At 54.5% G+C, this 17,647-nt stretch carries 17 protein-coding genes; 4 read left to right on the forward strand and 13 right to left on the reverse strand.

Annotated features, from left to right (window positions below; genetic code table 11):
- Nucleotides 1-209 precede the first annotated feature (209 nt).
- The 5 genes from glcB to glcD are packed head-to-tail and all read right to left on the reverse strand — an operon-like array spanning nt 210 to nt 6,606.
- Nucleotides 210-2,387, reverse strand: coding sequence for a malate synthase G (gene glcB, locus EDF73_RS05760; protein ID WP_132726960.1), 2,178 nt, complete (start codon nt 2,385-2,387; stop codon nt 210-212).
- A gap of 10 nt (nt 2,388-2,397) precedes the next feature.
- Nucleotides 2,398-2,817 (reverse strand): heme-binding protein, encoded by a 420-nt coding sequence (locus tag EDF73_RS05765; protein ID WP_132726963.1) that lies wholly within the window; start codon nt 2,815-2,817, stop codon nt 2,398-2,400.
- Nucleotides 2,807-4,045 carry a glycolate oxidase subunit GlcF gene (glcF, locus tag EDF73_RS05770; RefSeq protein ID WP_132726965.1) on the reverse strand — a complete coding sequence of 413 codons (1,239 nt, stop codon included), beginning with the start codon at nt 4,043-4,045 and terminating at the stop codon, nt 2,807-2,809. Before glcF ends, EDF73_RS05765 begins: the two co-directional genes overlap by 11 nt.
- A 9-nt stretch (nt 4,046-4,054) precedes the next feature.
- Nucleotides 4,055-5,107 carry a glycolate oxidase subunit GlcE gene (gene glcE / locus EDF73_RS05775; RefSeq protein WP_132726968.1) on the reverse strand — a complete coding sequence of 351 codons (1,053 nt, stop codon included), beginning with the start codon at nt 5,105-5,107 and terminating at the stop codon, nt 4,055-4,057.
- On the reverse strand, nt 5,107-6,606 hold the full coding sequence (gene glcD / locus EDF73_RS05780) for a glycolate oxidase subunit GlcD (RefSeq protein WP_132726970.1): 1,500 nt from the start codon (nt 6,604-6,606) through the stop codon (nt 5,107-5,109). The genes glcE and glcD overlap by 1 nt, the downstream gene beginning before the upstream one ends.
- 256 nt (nt 6,607-6,862) lie before the next feature.
- Between glcD and glcC the strand changes: the two genes are divergently transcribed.
- Nucleotides 6,863-7,636: a transcriptional regulator GlcC gene (glcC, locus tag EDF73_RS05785; RefSeq protein WP_132726973.1), complete on the forward strand. Its 774-nt coding sequence runs from the start codon at nt 6,863-6,865 to the stop codon at nt 7,634-7,636.
- A gap of 119 nt (nt 7,637-7,755) precedes the next feature.
- Here glcC and EDF73_RS05790 read toward each other — a convergent pair whose 3' ends face one another.
- The 4 genes from EDF73_RS05790 to EDF73_RS05805 form a co-directional block, all read right to left on the reverse strand.
- Entirely contained in the window at nt 7,756-8,031 is a 276-nt protein-coding gene (locus EDF73_RS05790; RefSeq protein WP_132726975.1) for a hypothetical protein, read from the reverse strand.
- Between the two features lie 17 nt (nt 8,032-8,048).
- Nucleotides 8,049-8,564 carry a hypothetical protein gene (locus EDF73_RS05795; protein WP_132726978.1) on the reverse strand — a complete coding sequence of 172 codons (516 nt, stop codon included), beginning with the start codon at nt 8,562-8,564 and terminating at the stop codon, nt 8,049-8,051.
- Between the two features lie 139 nt (nt 8,565-8,703).
- The gene (locus EDF73_RS05800; RefSeq protein ID WP_132726981.1) at nt 8,704-10,008 is read right to left on the reverse strand and encodes a sorbosone dehydrogenase family protein; all 1,305 of its coding nucleotides are present in this window, start codon (nt 10,006-10,008) and stop codon (nt 8,704-8,706) included.
- Nucleotides 10,001-10,444, reverse strand: a complete 444-nt coding sequence (locus EDF73_RS05805) for a DUF2231 domain-containing protein (RefSeq protein ID WP_132726984.1) — start codon at nt 10,442-10,444, stop codon at nt 10,001-10,003. Before EDF73_RS05805 ends, EDF73_RS05800 begins: the two co-directional genes overlap by 8 nt.
- A 418-nt stretch (nt 10,445-10,862) precedes the next feature.
- On the opposite strand from EDF73_RS05805, the gene EDF73_RS05810 reads away from it, so the two are divergent.
- Complete coding sequence (locus EDF73_RS05810; RefSeq protein WP_132726987.1) at nt 10,863-11,258, forward strand: CidA/LrgA family protein; 396 nt, start codon at nt 10,863-10,865, stop codon at nt 11,256-11,258.
- A complete protein-coding gene (locus EDF73_RS05815; protein WP_207896593.1) occupies nt 11,258-11,974 on the forward strand; it encodes an LrgB family protein in 717 nt (238 codons plus the stop codon). The genes EDF73_RS05810 and EDF73_RS05815 overlap by 1 nt, the downstream gene beginning before the upstream one ends.
- Before the next feature lie 118 nt (nt 11,975-12,092).
- Here EDF73_RS05815 and EDF73_RS05820 read toward each other — a convergent pair whose 3' ends face one another.
- Nucleotides 12,093-13,007: a LysR family transcriptional regulator gene (locus EDF73_RS05820; protein WP_132726990.1), complete on the reverse strand. Its 915-nt coding sequence runs from the start codon at nt 13,005-13,007 to the stop codon at nt 12,093-12,095.
- A gap of 99 nt (nt 13,008-13,106) precedes the next feature.
- Here EDF73_RS05820 and EDF73_RS05825 point away from each other — a divergent pair, with 99 nt between their 5' ends.
- The gene (locus EDF73_RS05825; RefSeq protein WP_132726993.1) at nt 13,107-14,105 is read left to right on the forward strand and encodes a LysR family transcriptional regulator; all 999 of its coding nucleotides are present in this window, start codon (nt 13,107-13,109) and stop codon (nt 14,103-14,105) included.
- Between the two features lie 275 nt (nt 14,106-14,380).
- Here the strand turns inward: EDF73_RS05825 and EDF73_RS05830 are convergent, their stop codons facing one another.
- The 3 genes from EDF73_RS05830 to EDF73_RS05840 form a co-directional block, all read right to left on the reverse strand.
- A complete protein-coding gene (locus EDF73_RS05830) occupies nt 14,381-14,743 on the reverse strand; it encodes a cupin domain-containing protein (protein ID WP_132726995.1) in 363 nt (120 codons plus the stop codon).
- A gap of 447 nt (nt 14,744-15,190) precedes the next feature.
- The gene (locus EDF73_RS05835) at nt 15,191-15,775 is read right to left on the reverse strand and encodes an XRE family transcriptional regulator (protein ID WP_132726998.1); all 585 of its coding nucleotides are present in this window, start codon (nt 15,773-15,775) and stop codon (nt 15,191-15,193) included.
- A gap of 201 nt (nt 15,776-15,976) precedes the next feature.
- A complete protein-coding gene (locus EDF73_RS05840; RefSeq protein WP_207896595.1) occupies nt 15,977-16,981 on the reverse strand; it encodes a cupin domain-containing protein in 1,005 nt (334 codons plus the stop codon).
- Nucleotides 16,982-17,647 lie beyond the last annotated feature (666 nt).

The following is a 17,647-nucleotide window of genomic DNA, read 5'->3' on the forward strand; positions in this document are numbered from 1 at the left end:
CACCCGGCGTCAGTCACAAAATAAAACTGCGCGAGTTTCTTTATTTTTATTTTGACCTCAGCGTGCGGTTCGCCGCTCAGATCATCAGCATAAAAAGCGCATCGTCGCGCTACCGCATTATCTGCAGTAACCCCCAGCAGAGAATATCGCCGGGGGCTTTTTATTTTTTATTGCGCCATTGATGGCGCCGCGAGGTCTCTATCCGTTATTCAGCGCGATGCATGCTGCTTATCGCGTAAACGCCAGGCATGCAGCAGCGGTTCGGTATAGCCATTCGGTTGTTCCGCGCCGAGAAAAATCAGATCGCTGGCCGCTTTAAACGCGCTGGAGGCGGAAAAATCCGTCGCCATCGGTCGATAGGCGGCGTCTCCCGCATTCTGCCTATCCACGACTTGCGCCATATTCTCCAGCGAGGCCTGCACCTGCTCCCGGCTCAGCACGCCGTGCCGTAGCCAGTTGGCGATATGCTGGCTGGAGATGCGCAGCGTCGCGCGGTCCTCCATCAGCGCCACATTGTGGATATCCGGCACCTTAGAGCAGCCGATTCCCTGCTCAACCCAGCGCACGACGTAGCCAAGGATACTCTGCACGTTATTATCCAGCTCTTGCTGAATCTCCTCCGCCGACCAGCCGCCTTTTTCATCTACGGGTACCGTCAACAGATCGTCCAGCAGCGACGCGAACTCGGCGCTAAAATCAGCCCCTGCGATATCGGCCTGCACCTTGCGGACATCGATCTGGTGGTAATGCAGAGCATGCAGCGTTGCCGCCGTCGGCGAAGGCACCCATGCGGTATTGGCCCCGGCGCGCAGCTGTTCGCCCTTTTGTTCCAGCATCGCGGCCATCATATCGGGCATGGCCCACATTCCTTTGCCAATCTGCGCCTGGCCGCGTAAGCCGCAGAACAGGCCGGAGAGAACGTTATTGCGTTCGTAGGCTTGAATCCACGGGGTCGATTTCATCTGATTTTTACGCAGCATTGCCCCCGCCTCCATCGCCGAATGGATCTCATCCCCGGTGCGGTCGAGAAAGCCGGTGTTAATAAACGCCACCCGGTGACGGGCCTCGGCAATACAGCTGCGCAGGTTGACCGATGTCCGCCGCTCCTCATCCATAATCCCCATTTTCAGCGTGTTCTCCGCCATCCCCAGCATTGCCTCGATACGCGTAAACAGCAGGTTGGCGAACGCCACCTCGCGCGGGCCATGCATCTTAGGTTTGACGATATATACGCTACCGGCGCGCGAATTTTGCCTGCGCTGCAGGTCATGTAAGGCGATCGCGCCCGTCATGACGCCATCGAGGATACCTTCCGGAATATCGTGGCCAGCGCTATCCTGGATAACGGGAGTGGTCATTAAATGGCCGACGTTGCGGATAAACAGCAAAGCGCGGCCCGGCAGCGTCAGGGCCGAGCCGTCGGCGGCGGTGTAGCGGCGATCGTCATGGAGCCGACGCACGATTTGCTGGCCATTTTTAACGATCGTCTCCCGCAGCGTTCCGGTCATCAGCCCCAACAGATTGCGATACACCACTATTTTATCCTGCGCATCGACGGCGGCGACCGAATCCTCGCAGTCAAGAATGGTGCTGATCGCCGACTCGATAATCACATCATTAATATGCGCCGGATCGCCCTGACCGATTCGCCCCCCGGCATCAATCTGCAGTTCGATATGCAAGCCGTGATTCTTGAGCAAAATCACCTCAGGGTCCGCCGGTTCTCCACGATAGCCGATAAATTGCGCCGGGGTGCGTAACGTCGTTTCGCCTTGCGTACGCAGCTGAATACACAATTGCCCCTGCACCACGGTAAAGCCCAGCGCATCGTGGTAGCTGCCCCTTTCCAGCGGCAGCGTCTCGTCAAGAAAGCGGCGAACCCACGCGATCACCTGCGCGCCGCGAACCGGATCGTAACCGCTGCCGGACGTCGTCTCCTGGGGAATAATGTCGCTGCCGTACAGCGCATCGTACAGGGAGCCCCAACGGGCATTCGCCGCATTCAGCGCATAGCGGGCGTTCATCACCGGCACCACCAGCTGCGGTCCGGCCTGCCCGCTAATCTCTTCGTCAATACCGGTTGTCGCCACCTCGACGCGCGGCGGCGGCGGCACCAGATACCCCAGCTCGCGGAGGAAAGATTTCCAGGCGGCCTTATCGCTCACCGGACCGGGAAACGTGCGGTGCCAGTTATCCAGCGCCGCCTGAATACGATCGCGCTCCGCCAGCAGTTTGCGGTTTTCCGGGGTCAGGTCGTGGATTAACGCCTCGATATCGCGCCAGAACGCCGCGGGCTGCACGGCGGTGCCGGGCAGGACCTCCTCATCAACAAAGCGCTTAAAATCGGCGTCAACGCGTAAAGTGCCCTGGGTTATCATCTCACTCATATTCCGCTCCTTATGACTCGTTCGTTGCCGTTACCAGACCCGCGACCGCCGCTTTCGCCACCTGGGCATCCTGCGCGCCGGTTAAGCCGGACACACCTACCGCGCCGATGACCTGGCCATCAACGATAATCGGCACGCCGCCTGCAAGCGGGGTTAATAGCGGCGCGGTCACAAACGCGGTGCGGCCATGATTCACCATCTCTTCATATCCCTGCGTTTCACGGCGGCCCAGCGCGGCGGTCCGCGCTTTCTCCTGTGCGATATAGGCGGCGATTGGAGCGCAGCTATCCATGCGGGTTAACGCCAGCGGATGGCCTCCGTCGTCCACCACCGCCAGGGCAACCGACCAGTTATGTTTCAATGCTTCTTCATGGCCCGCGGCAATTATCGGGGCAGCCAGCTGCTGGCTGAGGATCGCTTTAGTCTTCATTGTGCTGTTCCTGTTCAAGGGCTTCTTCTACCATTTCAATCCAGTGGCGCACGGGCGTCCGCCCGGCGCTGGCCAGATGCGTTTGACAACCGATATTCGCGGTGACGATCAGGTCGGGTTTCCCGCTTTCCAGCGCGTTCATCTTGTTATCCCGTAACCGACGCGACAGCTCGGGATGCGTAATGGAATAGGTGCCTGCCGAACCGCAGCACAGGTGGCTATCCGGGACCGCCGTTAAACTGAATCCCAGCCGGATCAGCACCTTTTCGACCTCGCCATTGAGTTTCTGCGCATGCTGCAGCGTGCAGGGGCAGTGGAATGCCAGCTTTTTGTCTCCGCGTATGCGCAGGTTTTCCAAAGGCTCATTGCGCAGCAGCTCAACTAAATCAATCGCCAGTTCGCTCACCCGGCGCGCTTTTTCCGCGTACCGCGCATCGTCTTTCAGCAGATGGCCATACTCTTTAACAAAAGCGCCGCAGCCGCTGGCCGTTTGTAAAATGGCCTCTGCCCCCGCTTCAATCCCCGGCCACCAGGCATCAATGTTCTGCCTTGCGCGCGCCAGCCCCTTCTGCTGCGCATTCAGGTGATAATCCACCGCGCCGCAGCAGCCGGCCTGGGCAATCGGCTGCACGCTGATGCCAAGCTGGTCCAGCACCCGGGCCGTCGCCGCGTTGGTATTGGGCGACAGCGTGGGCTGCGCGCAGCCTTCCAGCATCAGTACCCGGCGCGCATGGCGCTGCGGCGGGCGCGCTTTCGCCACCGCCGCCGCCGCGGGTAGCTTGGCCCTCAGCACCGCGGGCAGCATCGGGCGGAACACCTGACCCACCTGGGTGAGCGCGCGGAAAACCGACGGCCGCGGGACGATCTGCCGCAATCCTTCCCGCAGCATGCGTTCCGGCAGCGGCCGCTTCACCTTCTCTTCGACGATTTCGCGGCCGATATCCAGCAGATTGTGATAGCGCACGCCCGACGGGCAGGTTGTTTCACAGTTACGGCAGGTCAGGCAGCGATCCAGATGCTCCTGGGTTTTTAGCGTGACCTCGTTACCTTCCAGGACCTGTTTGATCAGATAAATTCGCCCACGCGGCCCGTCCAGCTCATCGCCCAATAACTGATAGGTCGGACAGGTTGCCGTGCAGAAGCCGCAGTGAACGCAGGAGCGCAGGATGCTTTCCGCCTCGTCGGCGCGCGCGTTGTGCCGCATTTCTTCATTAAGGTTGGTTTGCATGATTAATCCTTATATTTCCGCGTACATCCGCCCCGGATTAAACACGCCGTGAGGGTCGAGCTGCATTTTTAGCCGTTGGTGATAGTGCAGTAGCGGCGCGGCAAGCGGTGAGAAGCCGCCATCGCCGGCGCTAAAACGGGTGGCGTAGCCGCCCGCCTCCGCGGCCATCAGGCGAATCAGCCCTGCATCGGCGTCGGATTTCAACCAGCGTAGGGCGCCGCCCCAGTCGATCAGCTGCTCGCCCGGGAAGCCGATAACCGGTGCATCGATCGGCAGCGAGATTCGCCACAGCGTCGCCGGCAGGCGGAAAAAGGGTAGCTGATGCTCGCGGAGCTGCCACCAGAACTGATTGGCGACCGTCTCGCCGCCGAGCCGCTCGCGCGCCGCTTTCACCGAACCTTCTCCCCCTTCCAGACGGATCCACAGCGCATTATCGTAATAACATAGCGCGCCGATCGGCAGCGGCTGCTGCTGCCACTTGGCGATCTCGCCCATCGCCACAGGCAGGTTAAGCTCAAGACGCAAGCTCATCGTCGCCCGTGGCTTAGGCAGCACCTTCATGGAGACTTCGGTTAACACGCCGAGGCAGCCGTAGCTTCCCGCCATCAGCCGCGAGAGATCGTATCCGGCGACGTTTTTCATCACCTCGCCGCCAAAGCGCAGATGCCTGCCGCGGCCGGTAATGACGCGGGTCCCCAGCACAAAATCACGCACCGCCCCGCTCCATGGCCGCCGCGGGCCGGCCAGGCCGCTGGCCACCATCCCGCCCCATGTTGCGCCAGCGCCAAAGTGCGGCGGCTCACAGGGCAGCATTTGCCCCGCGTTGCCCAGGGTCTCTTCAATTTCCGCCAGCGGCGTGCCGGCGCGGGCGGTAATCACCAGCTCTTTAGGATCGTAGTTAACGATGCCGCGGTGATAACGCACATCCAGCAGTTGGCCGCAAGTCTCACGCCCCAGAAAGGTCTTGCTGTTGCTGCCCTGAATCGCTAACGGCGTTTTATTGCCGATGGCATCGTTCACCTGTTCCAGCAGCTCTTTGCTGTAATTACATTCGCCTGTCATCAGAAGCGCTCCAGTTCAGGAAAAGGCAGATGGCCATGATGAACATGCATGGCGCCAAATTCTGCGCAGCGGTGCAGCGTGGGAATATTCTTACCAGGGTTCAGGAGACCGTCAGGGTCGAAAGCCGCTTTTACCGCATGGAAAGTGGTAATTTCATCGCTGTTGAACTGCGAGCACATTTGATTGATCTTTTCACGGCCGACGCCGTGTTCGCCGGTGATGCTGCCGCCCACCTGCACGCAAAGCTCAAGGATTTTGCCGCCGAGGATTTCTGCGCGTTCGAACTCGCCAGGCGTGTTGGCATCAAACAGAATCAGGGGATGCATGTTGCCATCGCCGGCGTGGAAGACGTTCGCCACCCGCAGCTCGTAGCGACGCGATAAGTTGGCGATGCCTTCCAGCACCCCCGGTAGCGCGCGGCGCGGGATGGTTCCGTCCATACAGTAGTAATCGGGCGAGATGCGCCCCACCGCCGGGAAGGCGTTCTTGCGCCCGGCCCAGAAGCGGATACGCTCGGCTTCATCCTGCGCCAGGCGGACCTCTGTCGCGCCTGCCTGCAGCAGGATCTCGTTGACCCGTTCGCAGTCCTCCTGCACGTCGGACTCCACGCCGTCGAGCTCGCATAACAGAATGGCCTCCGCCTCGACGGGATAGCCGGCATGAATAAAATCTTCCACGGCGCGAATAGAGAGGTTATCCATCATCTCCAGACCGCCGGGAATGATGCCATTGGCGATAATATCGCCGACGGCCAGACCCGCCTTTTCGATCGAGTCAAAGCTGGCCATCAGCACCCGGGCGACCGGCGGTTTGGGTAGCAGCTTAACGGTGACTTCGGTCACCACCCCCAGCATGCCTTCAGAACCGGTAAACAGCGCCAGTAAATCAAAACCGGGGGAATCCAGCGCGTCGGAGCCGAGCGTCAGCGCCTCGCCCTCGAGGGTTAACACTTCCAGTCGGAGCAGATTATGTACGGTCAGGCCATATTTCAGGCAGTGTACTCCCCCGGCGTTTTCCGCAACGTTACCGCCGATAGAGCAGGCAATCTGGGAAGAGGGATCGGGAGCGTAATAGAGATCGTAAGGCGCAACCGCCTGAGAAATCGCCAGATTACGCACGCCCGGCTGTACCCGCGCCCGGCGTCCGGCGACGTTGATATCGAGGATCTCATTAAACCGCGCCATGACCAGCAATACGCCCTTTTCGAGCGGCAAGGCGCCGCCGGAAAGACCGGTTCCCGCGCCGCGGGTGACCACCGGGACGTGTAGCCGATGGCAAACACCCAGGATAGCGATCACCTGATCGATACGCTTAGGCAGGACAACCAGCATCGGCCGCGTACGATAGGCGCTCAGGCCGTCGCATTCGTAGGGAATCATCTCCTCATCGGTGTGGAGAATATCCAGATCGGGGACATGCTCACGCAGTGCCATCAATACCGATGTCCGCTCGACATCGGGTAAAACGCCATCAAGGCGCTCGTCGTATAAGATATTCATGAGTAGGGTTCACTTTGTAATCGTGTTATGTGGCAGCAGTTCGTTTGCCCGCTGCTTCTGCGATCAGTTTTTAGGTGGGGAATGACCTGCCGTCTATCACTTTATCTGGCGGTCAGACCACTTTTTTTTCATCAATGATTGACGCGCAATGGTTAATTTGGTGTTAAATGACTGTGATAATAAAACTTCCGGTATGTAACTATTACGATAAGAACATAACAGCAAAATTGGTCCTACCAGCAACCGAGGTCCGTTTATGAAAGATGAACATAGCTCGACTCGTCGCCCTATTTGTGAAGTTGTTGCGGAAAGTATCGAACGGTTGATCGTTGATGGCGTGTTAAAAGTCGGACAGCCACTTCCTTCAGAGCGTCGCCTGTGTGAGAAGCTCGGGTTCTCCCGTTCGGCTCTGCGTGAAGGGCTTACCGTGCTGCGCGGCCGCGGGATTATCGAAACCGCCCAGGGCCGCGATTCCCGCGTCGCCCGTCTGAACAAAATGCAGGACACCACGCCGCTCATACACCTGTTTAACTCTCAACCACGCACCCTGTACGATCTGCTCGACGTGCGCGCGCTGCTGGAAGGGGAATCCGCCAGGCTTGCCGCCCAGCTAGGCACTCAGGCTGATTTTGTGCTGATCACCCGATGTTATGAGAAAATGCTGGCCGCCAGCGAAGGCGACAACGAAATTACCCTCATTGAACATGCCCGCCTCGATCACGCCTTTCACCTGGCGATTTGCCAGGCGTCGCACAACCAGGTACTGGTTTTCACCCTCCAGTCGCTGACCGATTTGATGCTCAATTCGGTATTTGCCTGCGTGAATAACCTGTATCACCGTCCGGCGCAGAAAAAACAGATCGACAGACAGCACGCACGGGTTTACCACGCCGTACTGCAGCGGCTGCCCAAAGTCGCCCAGCGTGCCGCCCGCGATCACGTCATGAATGTGAAAAAAAATCTCCATGACATTGAGCTGGAAGAGCAGCGTCTTATTCGTTCGGCGATGCGTCTGGAGGGCTGGAGCTAACGACCAGCGGGGAGGAGAAGCGGAGCAATGCGCGCGAAAATTGCCGCTCATTGCTCCCTGGCGTTGGCCAGCTCATGCGGAAAACCGCGGGGAAACGTCGCCTTAGCGGCGGCGCATGGCTACAGCCCTCTTGCCTGCTCTTTCAGCAGGTCGAGGCCATAACAGTTAATCCGCAACAGGCCCGGATTCAGCTGATATTGCCGACGTTCCAGGTCCCAGTGCAGATCGGTCTCAATCAGGCCCTTTTCTGCCAGATACAGCAAGTGACCAATAAATATCGCCTCGCTGGCTTCCTCAGCAACATACTGCTGATAGCGATGTTCGTCCGCACAGCATGGATATATTTTGGCGAGTTTAGACAAAATTGAAATCAGAATACTGGTTTGGATATGCATTATTTCCTTAAAAAATATCAACGCGCGGATTTGAAAGAAGAGAGTTGGGAAAATGTGGTCAGAATGGCGATCGCCAAATGAAAGGTAAAAAATAACAGCAGCCATTTGGCTATCTCTTCCGGTAGAAAATACCTGTCGGGATTGCTGGCAATAGGATTCCGGATATTGCCGTGCATAAATTCATTCAGCGATATAAGCCAGACCGGCAGCAGTTTTGGCATACCGTCACTCAGCTCTTCCACGGCAGAAACCGGGCTCAGAAACTGCTCCAGAGAGAGGCGTACCCCCTCGAAGGTGCTGATAAACCACAGCGCCAGCGCGCCGTAGCGCAGGCGGCTTTCGGGGGCATAAGCGCCGACCATGCCGGCAACCACGATGCCGCATAGCGCGTATTCCTCATACCCGATGCGGTCAGCGGCAATCAGGCCACAGGCGGCAAAAAATAACATCAACGCGCCCATTAATAACGCGCTGCCGGCAATGATGAACCAGCAGCTGCGTTTCTGTGAGAACAGATAGACATATTCAGGCATACGGCATTCCGAAAAAAAGCGGCGATGGATTCGGCCCTACAAAAGATATTTAGCCGACGCGCCGGCGCTCGCGGGTAAAAAGATAACCAGCGCAACGGTCTTCAACAAAGAGCATTGTCTGGTTACCCTGGCGCTGTGTTTACCGGGTCGTCACGCGCCAGACGGCGTTGCCGACATCGTCAGCGATGATCAGAGCGCCCTCATTGTCCTGAGCCAGGCCAACCGGGGCGCCATACAGCTCTTTCTCATCATCGGAGACAAAGCCGCTGACCACCGTTTCGGGTTTACCTACCGGCTTGCCATCTTTAAAGGCGACGAATGAGACCTGGTAACCGTTCAGCGGCGAGCGATCCCAGCTCCCGTGCTCGCTGATAAAGGCCCCGCCCTGGTACTTCTGCGGCAACATGGCGCCGGTATAGAACAGTAGCCCCAGCGGCGCCACATGCGAACTCAGCGCATAATCCGGCTTAATCGCTTTCGCCACCATGTCCGGACGCGGCGGTCGGGCGCGGCGATCGACATGTTGGCCAAAATAGCTCCACGGCCAGCCGTAGAATCCCCCGTCCTGTACCGACGTCATATAGTCAGGCACGAGATCCGCGCCGATCTCATCGCGCTCATTGACCACCGCCCAGAGCTTGCCGCTATGCGGTTCCCACTGCAGGCCCGTGGGGTTACGAATACCGCTGGCGAAAATACGGCTGGCGCCGGTGGCGACATCCACTTCCAGCACGTTGGCTCGTCGATACTCGACATCGATGCCATTTTCGGTGATGTTGCTGTTCGAACCGACCCCGACGTACAGCTTTTTCCCGTCCGGACTGGCTAACAGCGCCTTGGTCCAGTGGTGGTTGATCTTATCCGGAAGATCGGCAAGTTCAGTTCCCGGCGCGCTAATCGAGGTCTCCCCCGTCTGGTAAGGGAAACGCATGATGCTGTCGGTATTGGCGACGTACAGGTTATCGCCGATAAGCTGTACGCCAAAAGGCGAATGCAGATGCTGAAGGAACAGATGTTTTTCCCAACCGCCAGGGCCTTTACGCAGCAGGGTGATCGAGTTACCGCCTTTTCCGCCTTTACCTGACTGATTTTTTACTATGCCGGCAATAAGCTGTTTCGGCGTGGTCAGCGGTTCGCTTCCCGGACTATTGCTTTCTACCACCAGAACGTCATCGTTCGGTAATACATAAACCTGGCGCGGATGCATCAGGCCGCTGGCGATATTCTCAATTTTCAGCCCGGCCGCTACTTTGGGGACCATCCCTGATTTCCAGCCCACCCCGGAAGGGACCTGCATCGGCGGCACGAGGAAATCCTGCGCTTTCGGTAGAATGGGATCGGGGCCGATTTGCTGGTCTGGCGTCAGTTGCGCTTTTTCATCACAGCCGCTAAGAACGGTAGACAGTGCGAAGGCCAGCGGCACCATCAGGAAAAATTTATTCATGGCGTTCACCTCGACTATTTTCCCCGCTGCAGGATAAAACCAGCGTGGCGATCAGCAAGCACACAACCGTAATCACAGAATAAACCACGTTCTGCGGCGCCACGGCGTAGGCATCGCGGCTATGCACAAAGGCGTTGAGGATTGCTGAAATGATGGCAACAACGTTTAACCAGAAATTGATCTTCACCGCGGAGAGGGCCGGCGATGACTGCCCGACCCACACCTGAAAAAGATTAATCAGCCGGGGAATAATGGCCAAAATAAGCCCCAGCGCAATTAACCAGGCCGCACTCTTTTCCCACATAACGTTGGTGCTATAGAGATAAATAACATCAAAAATTAACGCCGCGCAGAAAAAACCATATGGTATTGGATTAAGGAGTTCATAAATGACGGCCGCAACTGAGCATCGGCGCCGGATCGTATTGGTACTCATATTCATATCCTTGGTATTGAAATAACTGTCGCAGGTGAAGCGGGTATGCGAGTGAGCCCGGCCGGCCAGGGTTCTCCTCTTCGCGGGACAATCCGGCAACGACGTCTTAACGCTTTCCCGTTCGCTGATACCGTAGCCAGTATGCCTTTTTCGAACAATCAGAGAAACGCAATATATGGAATTCAGTTTTGCATAAATAGCGGGGGACAAGAATCTCGTCTCCCCGGCCCTTTAAGTTAAAGCGCAACACAGTTTTGCATCCAGGGACATTGTCCGCGAAACGATCCCCTGTAGTATATTGCCCATCAGGCCAGGGCTGAATATAAGCCATAGACAACGTATTCTCCCGGCCCGGAGATAAATATCGCACGGACTTAAAATCATTATCCTTAAATAAAGTTAATATTGAGAAAATATCATGGTAAATGCGTTTGCGTTATTGGTGGTCGCCCAATTAACAGGTGAACTACTGAGGAATTTACTCCATCTTCCGTTACCAGGGCCGGTCATTGGCATGTTTATTCTGGCGCTCATTCTCATCCTTCGCGGTACAAGCAAGTTAGCAAGCGCCCCTGATAGTGCATTAAAACAGCTCGCCGAGGGCCTGATAAATAATATGGGGTTGTTGTTTGTCCCCGCCGGTGTCGGGATTATTACGGAAGGCGGCATACTTCGTGAATACTGGTTACCTATTCTCATTGGTCTGGTATTTTCAACCATCCTTGGACTGGTGGTCACCGGACTGGTGATGCATCATTTTTCACGAAAAAATAAGCAGTTGAGCGAATCGATAGAACTCCGGGGGCAACAATAATGTCGACTATTCATGCTTTGTGGACGCCGATGGCATTAAGTCCTTTGCTGTGGCTGACGCTGACGTTGTTATGTTTCATGGCAGGGAAAAAGGTACAGCAACTTTCAGGAAATTCACCGTTATTAAACCCGGTACTGCTGGCCATTATTTTGATGGCCATCTTGCTGAAACTTACCGGGACGCCATATGCCGTCTATTTCAAAGGCGCCCGGTTTATCAATTTTCTGCTTGGGCCAGCGACCGTATCGCTGGCGGTACCGCTGGCGCTGAACATGTCACATATTAAAAGTAGCTTTCGGCCTATTGGACTTGCGCTACTGGCGGGGTCATTGACTTCCACCATCACCGGCGCGCTGCTGGTATGGCTATTTGGCGGCGCACGCACCGTGGCTCTGTCGATGGCCTCCAAGTCGGTGACCACCCCGATCGCTATCGCGCTGGCGCAGGAAGTCGGTGGAGTGCCCGCCTTGACCGCCGCGCTGGCGATTGCTGGCGGTATCGTCGCGGCCGTGGTGGGACGAACGATCCTACGCTGGTTTAAAATTAACGACTGGAGAGCGCACGGTTTTGCCGCAGGGGTGGCCGGTAGTGGCGTAGCCGCAGCGCAAATCGCGCCATTGAACGGATTAGCCGCTGCATTTGCCGCGATTGGTATTGGTCTGAACGGCTTACTCACGGCGTTGATTGTGCCACTGCTGGCAGGATTGTGGCATTAATAGCCGGTTATAAACTCCACAAGCAGCCCATAACGCGGCGCGGTTTTCTTATGCACCGGTGAACAAAACCTGGGTTCAGGCGGATGCAACCGGAACCCGGTTTTTAACTTGCCTCCGGCTATAGTCGTTCCCAGAGCGGCGGAGTGCCAATTTTCGCCACCAGAAAGTCGATAAACGACCGGACCTTGCTGGAAACGATCCTTTTACGCGGATAAACAATCCAGATAGCCGTTTCGGCGCGCAGCATGCTGAATTCCCATTCGGGAAAAACGCGCTGCAGGCGATGTTGTCGCAAATCATTGCAGACCAGCCAGTCAGGCAGCACGGCTATTCCAGATCCATGGCGACACGCATAAAGCAGGGCTTCGCTGTCGTTGGCAATAAGCCGGGAGTTCATCGATATTCGAGCCCAGTCATCCCCGGCCCCCTCTTTACGGGCATACCAGCCTTCGCCGTGGAGCCGCGAAAACATCAACATCTGCTGACCAGGCAGCAGATCTGCGGGCGAATGGCGTGCTATCCAGTCCGGGCTCGCCCAGGCATAACGTTTCTGTGCAGCCAGTTTCCGCGCATGCATAGTCGATTCCGGTAGTATGCCGATGCGGATGCTCAGATCGATGCGAGATTCGATCAGATCCTGCACATCGTCGTTGAAAGTCATGTCCAGGGAGATTTCCGGGTGGAGCTGAAGAAACTCCTCCACGAAGGGCATCACATGCATGCGGCCAAAGGCGCTCGGGACGCTGATGCGCAACATACCCGCAGGCCGCTTGTTGAGCGCCGAAGTCGAATTTTTCGCCTCCTCCCACTGTGCCAATAAACGAGTGGCATGCGAATAGAAAAGCTTCCCCGCTTCGGTTAGCGTCAAACCGCGCGTTGAACGATTGAACAGTGCAATATGCAGATCCTCTTCCAGATCGGCGACATGCCGGGAGATGGTTGAGGTTTCGATATTCAGTTCCTTCGCGGCGGCACTGAAACTTTTCAATTCTGCAGCGCTAACAAACGTTCTGATCGCAGCAAAATAATTCATTGTCTTGGTCCTTTTCCGCTTTCTTAAGAAGCATTTCGCAGGTGGCATAATTATGCAATTGTGTTATCCAAAAATAGCACTTCAGGAAAGGTGCCATCGATGCCATTGTATCTCATCATAAATAATGTCGGGGTGTCTATGAACTACTTTTCAGCTTTGCAAACCTTTATCCACGTGGCAGAACTGCAGAGTTTTAATCGTGCTGCCAGCGAGCTCTCGATAAAGAGATCGACCGTATCACGACACATCTCCGGACTGGAAGAGCATCTGCATATTACGCTATTCAACAGAACCTCCCGCGGATTAAGTCTGACCGAGGCTGGTACGTTATTTTTTCCGAAAGCCAAAGAGTTATTGCATAATCTGGCAGAAGCCAAAGCCGCCACTATGGCATTAAATCAGCACCCTTCAGGGCAATTAAAACTAACGGTTCCCGGTGCCTTTTGTCGTCACCACGTACTGAAACTGATAGATAAGTTCTTTCTTAGCTATCCGGATATCGATATTTATCTGCGCTACAGCACCGGCCAGGAGAGCCTGATTGGCACCGAAACCGACCTCGCTATTTGTTTTGGCGCGTTAAATCAGTCAACGATTCGCGCGCGTAAACTGGCTACGCATAGCTATGCGGCCTATGCAAGCCCCTCCTGTTTGCATAGGCCAGGCTTCCCGTTACATGTTCAACAACTTATCGCCAGCGCGTTTTTCATCCCCAGCGAAATCGGCTGGTACTGGAGGGAAGGAAAAGGTGAATGGCAGGAAACCGGAACTCACCGGCTACCGCGTCTCATTTCACGGGAAGAAGAAGTTCTGCTGGAACGGGCCAAAAATAATCAAGGTATTGTGGTTCTCCCGGAATGGCTGGCGTTTAATGCATTAAAAGCAGGGGAACTCGTAAAAGTCTTCCCGCAAATTACCTTTCAGCCGGGACGCGAACCTACTGATATCTGGTTAGCCTACCCCCATAAAAAGACAGTATCATCGAAAGTAAGAGCATTTATCGACTTTATGATTGCTGAGATCGGTGAAAAACCTTACTGGCTCGATAGCCCCACCGCGACAGAAAAACAGCCGCAACGCCACCCGCTAACGGAATAATCAGCAGGGATGAGAAAATGTGCGGGACATATATTTCTTTAATCTCAATATCTATTCATGAGATGAGTAAAACCCCCTGTCCGTAACAAAGTCCCACGTCCCGGGAACAATATTATGTTTGTTCGCAGAGTCGTTCATAGAAATACAGGAGCTATCGGCAATCATGGTCCGCCAGGCGACAACTATAACTTTCTATTGCCGAGAGCAGATATTTTTATAAAGTAATAAAATATTTCGCTGATATGCTGCCAGAAGCGAAACGACAAGCACAGTGATTACAATTTATCCAGGGCATGCACGGTACGCTCATTGACGATATTACCCGTATTAAGGGTCGATTTTGGCTCAAGCAAAACGACGCAACACTCTTCGCTAAGCGCTTCAGGACAATGTTCGGTTCCTTTAGGCACGATGATAAACTCGCCCGGTTCAAGATCGATATCCCCTGTTCTTAACCCCATCCGTAAACGACCGCTGATAACCAGAAAAAGCTCATCCTCATGTTCATGATGATGCCAGTCAAACTTTCCGGAGAATTTAGCCAGTTTGACATACGCATCGTTGATATCGCCGACAATTTTCGGACTCCAGCGATCGCTGAACAGATCAAAGCTTTCTTTTAAATTAACTTTACGCATTAATCATCTCCATCATAGTGCTCTGACACTAACGAGTTTAATATATAATAAAAATAGCCGGGAAACAGGCAGCACGGTGCTGAGCCTGCCAGGTTAGATTTATTGCTGAAAAAGAGATACCGGCGGACTATAAAGAGAATCGCGGTATCGCTGCCCGTGGTTTACCGCGCGATCTTGCTTATCTTTCCGGCAAATTGATACGCGGAAGATCCAACGCGGCTGTTCGAAATAAGAATACAGTTACCCACAAAGCAGAACAATAGGTTTCCCGATCCCAGGTGAATAATTTCATTACCCGGACATCAACCTACTGAATTAAATATCTTTTATTTATAAAAATTTTTACCGCATGATTATCAGACCGCAGGTTTCGTTTCTTTAAGTGAACAAAGGCCCGGGAGACAGACTCCTTACCTGACGCATCTCACCCGATCGCGGCGCAGGCCATTAACCCGGATCCAGATGCGACATCACCACCGTTGCACTAATCGCCGTTTCAGTAGAGATATAAGCATGCGCAACCTCCCCGGAGAAACCGTAAAAATCCCCCGCTCGTAATGTAATGGCCTCGTTCGGGCTAAACCGTAATAGCAAAACACCGCTATGCACCATAATATGTTCATGGGTGCCAACAGAATGGCCCGGACTGTTAATGGTCACTTGCGGATTCATTTGCAATAGCCATATCTCGGAGGTATTTCCCGGCCCGATGCGGAATTTCATCGTTTGTGAATAATCGCCCGGCGCAGGCCGATATCTTTCAAAATAAGGGTATAGCTTATTGCTGCCGCTCAGCAAATCGCCAATGGGCAGGCGTAAGGCGGCGGCGATAGCATCCAGCGTATCGACCCGGGGATTTGAGTGACCTGACTCCAGTTTAGATAACGCGCCCTTTGAAATACCTGACAATTTAGACAGATCGTTTAACGAAATGCCTCGTGATTGCCGCAGGCGCCTTATTTTATTGCCTATATTTAATGACAAAGCGGCCGGTTTATCCTGCTCTGAACCAGGCATTATTGCGTCACTCATCGTATATTACCTTAGCATTCGAATGAACCTCCCGCGCCTGTGGCCATAGCCAAAGGAGCCTCTGGCGCGATCGTGAACAGTCAGCATATCGTTTTACCGCATGGCTTGCTTCATAAAAAAAACACCCGGCCGGCGCCGCGCTGGCAGGGTGATGAGTGACATCCATTCCACCGCCTTATTCTTCTAAGGCGGTGATTTCATTTAGCTGAAGCGAATATCCAGCGAACGCAGCCAGGTCTGCAGACCGGCGTCCTGAATAGGGATAAGCCTGGCAGCTTCGCTGGATTCATTGATATGCGCGTGCCAGTAACCCGGAGGGGTAACAAAAGACATTCCCGGTTCCCAATCCACCCGGGTGGCATCCGCAATATTACCCTGCTCATCGAGTTTAGTGCCCACCAGCGAGTAGCATCCCTGCGGGCAATCAACGATATAGTCCAGCGCGATAGACTGATGGCGATGCGGTTTTTGCACGGAATTCGCGGGCAGCGTACCAAACATTGCCCACAGAACATGGGTAACCGTACGAGTATGTGGGAAGTGCTTATTCCCCAACAGCACGGAAATTCGGCTACGGTTACCCGCGTCTTTATCTGCTGCGGCTTTACGCAGCTCTTCTTCCGCACGTTCGGCGCCATACAGCGTCGCGGAGAAGCGTGGCGTTACCTGGCCAACGCCAAGATAAGAAAGCAACGGCGCGTCATTAACATAATAGAGTTTTAAGGTCGTCACAGCCCTGAGCGTGGTCGGAATTCCCCCCGGGAATGCCAGGAAAGAGCCCTTATCCAGAGGGATGTTTTTCCCGTCATGTTCCGCTACGCCGAAACCATCAATGACATAAACAATTTGTGAAGTCGCAAGCGGATTCAGCGCAATTCTGTCACCGCCATTGATGCGAATAAAATTAGCCAGTAACCCCGGGCCAGTTGCCGGACCGACACAATTTAATCTGTCGGAGAGATCCAGAGGAATCACGCGGGTCTCGCCACTTTCATACAATGAAGCCGGGAAAGTATGATACGGCACGCGTGAAATGATCTTAGCCCCGATAGGATTGGCGGCTTTTGAGTATTCATAAAAGACGGCATCGGCTGTTACATCTGCAGGAAGAATATCATGACGTTCCACAATTGAATCGGTCATTTTGCTGCTCCTCAATAATATAAATAGGTGGTTTGCGACAAAGCGATATTGATTTTCAACCACGATGTTACTTTAACCTGTATTATTGGATGGAATAAGAACTATGTCGGCAAAACTGTGTTGCTTTAATTCCTCGCCAGAACCGACAAAGCAGTTTTATTAACCTGCAACGGCCCGGGGAGATCGTTCAGAAGCATCCGCCAGCTGCGCCCGGCAAATGCAAAACTGTTTCCCATTTATTCCCCTTCTCCTCGCCGCTATTCGCGCCTACGCTTACTGACGATGAATTTGGCCCGCAACTCACTCTCTCCGGATGAAAACAAGAGCCAGATACTCATTTAAAAAAGGTTGTCGTTAGATACAACCGGTGATGTACACCATTTTAAGGCAATCATATCATCCGACTGATTGCCTTTTTTCTTCGCGCCCGCCTTTCTACAACACATTATTATTCTCAGACACCGCTTCGGCTTAATCGCTATTTACCCATGTATACTCCAGAGCGCGTAAAGAGATAACCTGGCAGGGGAATAATTGACCGCCCTTTATCGGTCATAAAAATTCTTTGCGGAGAATACGTGACCGCAGCGTAGACGGCCCCGGGAGAGTACAGACGGAGATAAAGCCACATCATATCCGCACATGAGCTACCAGCAGGACAGGCGGAATTTTATACTGCGGTTCGCGCAGCAAACGAGGCCGCTTGTTTGTTTCAGCTTTTTGCCAGGG

Source organism: Klebsiella sp. BIGb0138, from assembly GCF_004342285.1.
Taxonomy (GTDB): domain Bacteria; phylum Pseudomonadota; class Gammaproteobacteria; order Enterobacterales; family Enterobacteriaceae; genus Klebsiella.

What these genes read in the sequence shown, in the direction of transcription:
- glcB (WP_132726960.1), bottom strand. Translation starts at nt 2,387, where the DNA reads ATGAGTGAGATGATAACCCAGGGCACTTTACGCGTTGACGCCGATTTT.
- EDF73_RS05765 (WP_132726963.1), bottom strand. Translation starts at nt 2,817, where the DNA reads ATGAAGACTAAAGCGATCCTCAGCCAGCAGCTGGCTGCCCCGATAATT.
- glcF (WP_132726965.1), bottom strand. Translation starts at nt 4,045, where the DNA reads ATGCAAACCAACCTTAATGAAGAAATGCGGCACAACGCGCGCGCCGAC.
- glcE (WP_132726968.1), bottom strand. Translation starts at nt 5,107, where the DNA reads ATGACAGGCGAATGTAATTACAGCAAAGAGCTGCTGGAACAGGTGAAC.
- glcD (WP_132726970.1), bottom strand. Translation starts at nt 6,606, where the DNA reads ATGAATATCTTATACGACGAGCGCCTTGATGGCGTTTTACCCGATGTC.
- glcC (WP_132726973.1), top strand. Translation starts at nt 6,863, where the DNA reads ATGAAAGATGAACATAGCTCGACTCGTCGCCCTATTTGTGAAGTTGTT.
- EDF73_RS05790 (WP_132726975.1), bottom strand. Translation starts at nt 8,031, where the DNA reads ATGCATATCCAAACCAGTATTCTGATTTCAATTTTGTCTAAACTCGCC.
- EDF73_RS05795 (WP_132726978.1), bottom strand. Translation starts at nt 8,564, where the DNA reads ATGCCTGAATATGTCTATCTGTTCTCACAGAAACGCAGCTGCTGGTTC.
- EDF73_RS05800 (WP_132726981.1), bottom strand. Translation starts at nt 10,008, where the DNA reads ATGAATAAATTTTTCCTGATGGTGCCGCTGGCCTTCGCACTGTCTACC.
- EDF73_RS05805 (WP_132726984.1), bottom strand. Translation starts at nt 10,444, where the DNA reads ATGAGTACCAATACGATCCGGCGCCGATGCTCAGTTGCGGCCGTCATT.
- EDF73_RS05810 (WP_132726987.1), top strand. Translation starts at nt 10,863, where the DNA reads ATGGTAAATGCGTTTGCGTTATTGGTGGTCGCCCAATTAACAGGTGAA.
- EDF73_RS05815 (WP_207896593.1), top strand. Translation starts at nt 11,258, where the DNA reads ATGTCGACTATTCATGCTTTGTGGACGCCGATGGCATTAAGTCCTTTG.
- EDF73_RS05820 (WP_132726990.1), bottom strand. Translation starts at nt 13,007, where the DNA reads ATGAATTATTTTGCTGCGATCAGAACGTTTGTTAGCGCTGCAGAATTG.
- EDF73_RS05825 (WP_132726993.1), top strand. Translation starts at nt 13,107, where the DNA reads ATGCCATTGTATCTCATCATAAATAATGTCGGGGTGTCTATGAACTAC.
- EDF73_RS05830 (WP_132726995.1), bottom strand. Translation starts at nt 14,743, where the DNA reads ATGCGTAAAGTTAATTTAAAAGAAAGCTTTGATCTGTTCAGCGATCGC.
- EDF73_RS05835 (WP_132726998.1), bottom strand. Translation starts at nt 15,775, where the DNA reads ATGAGTGACGCAATAATGCCTGGTTCAGAGCAGGATAAACCGGCCGCT.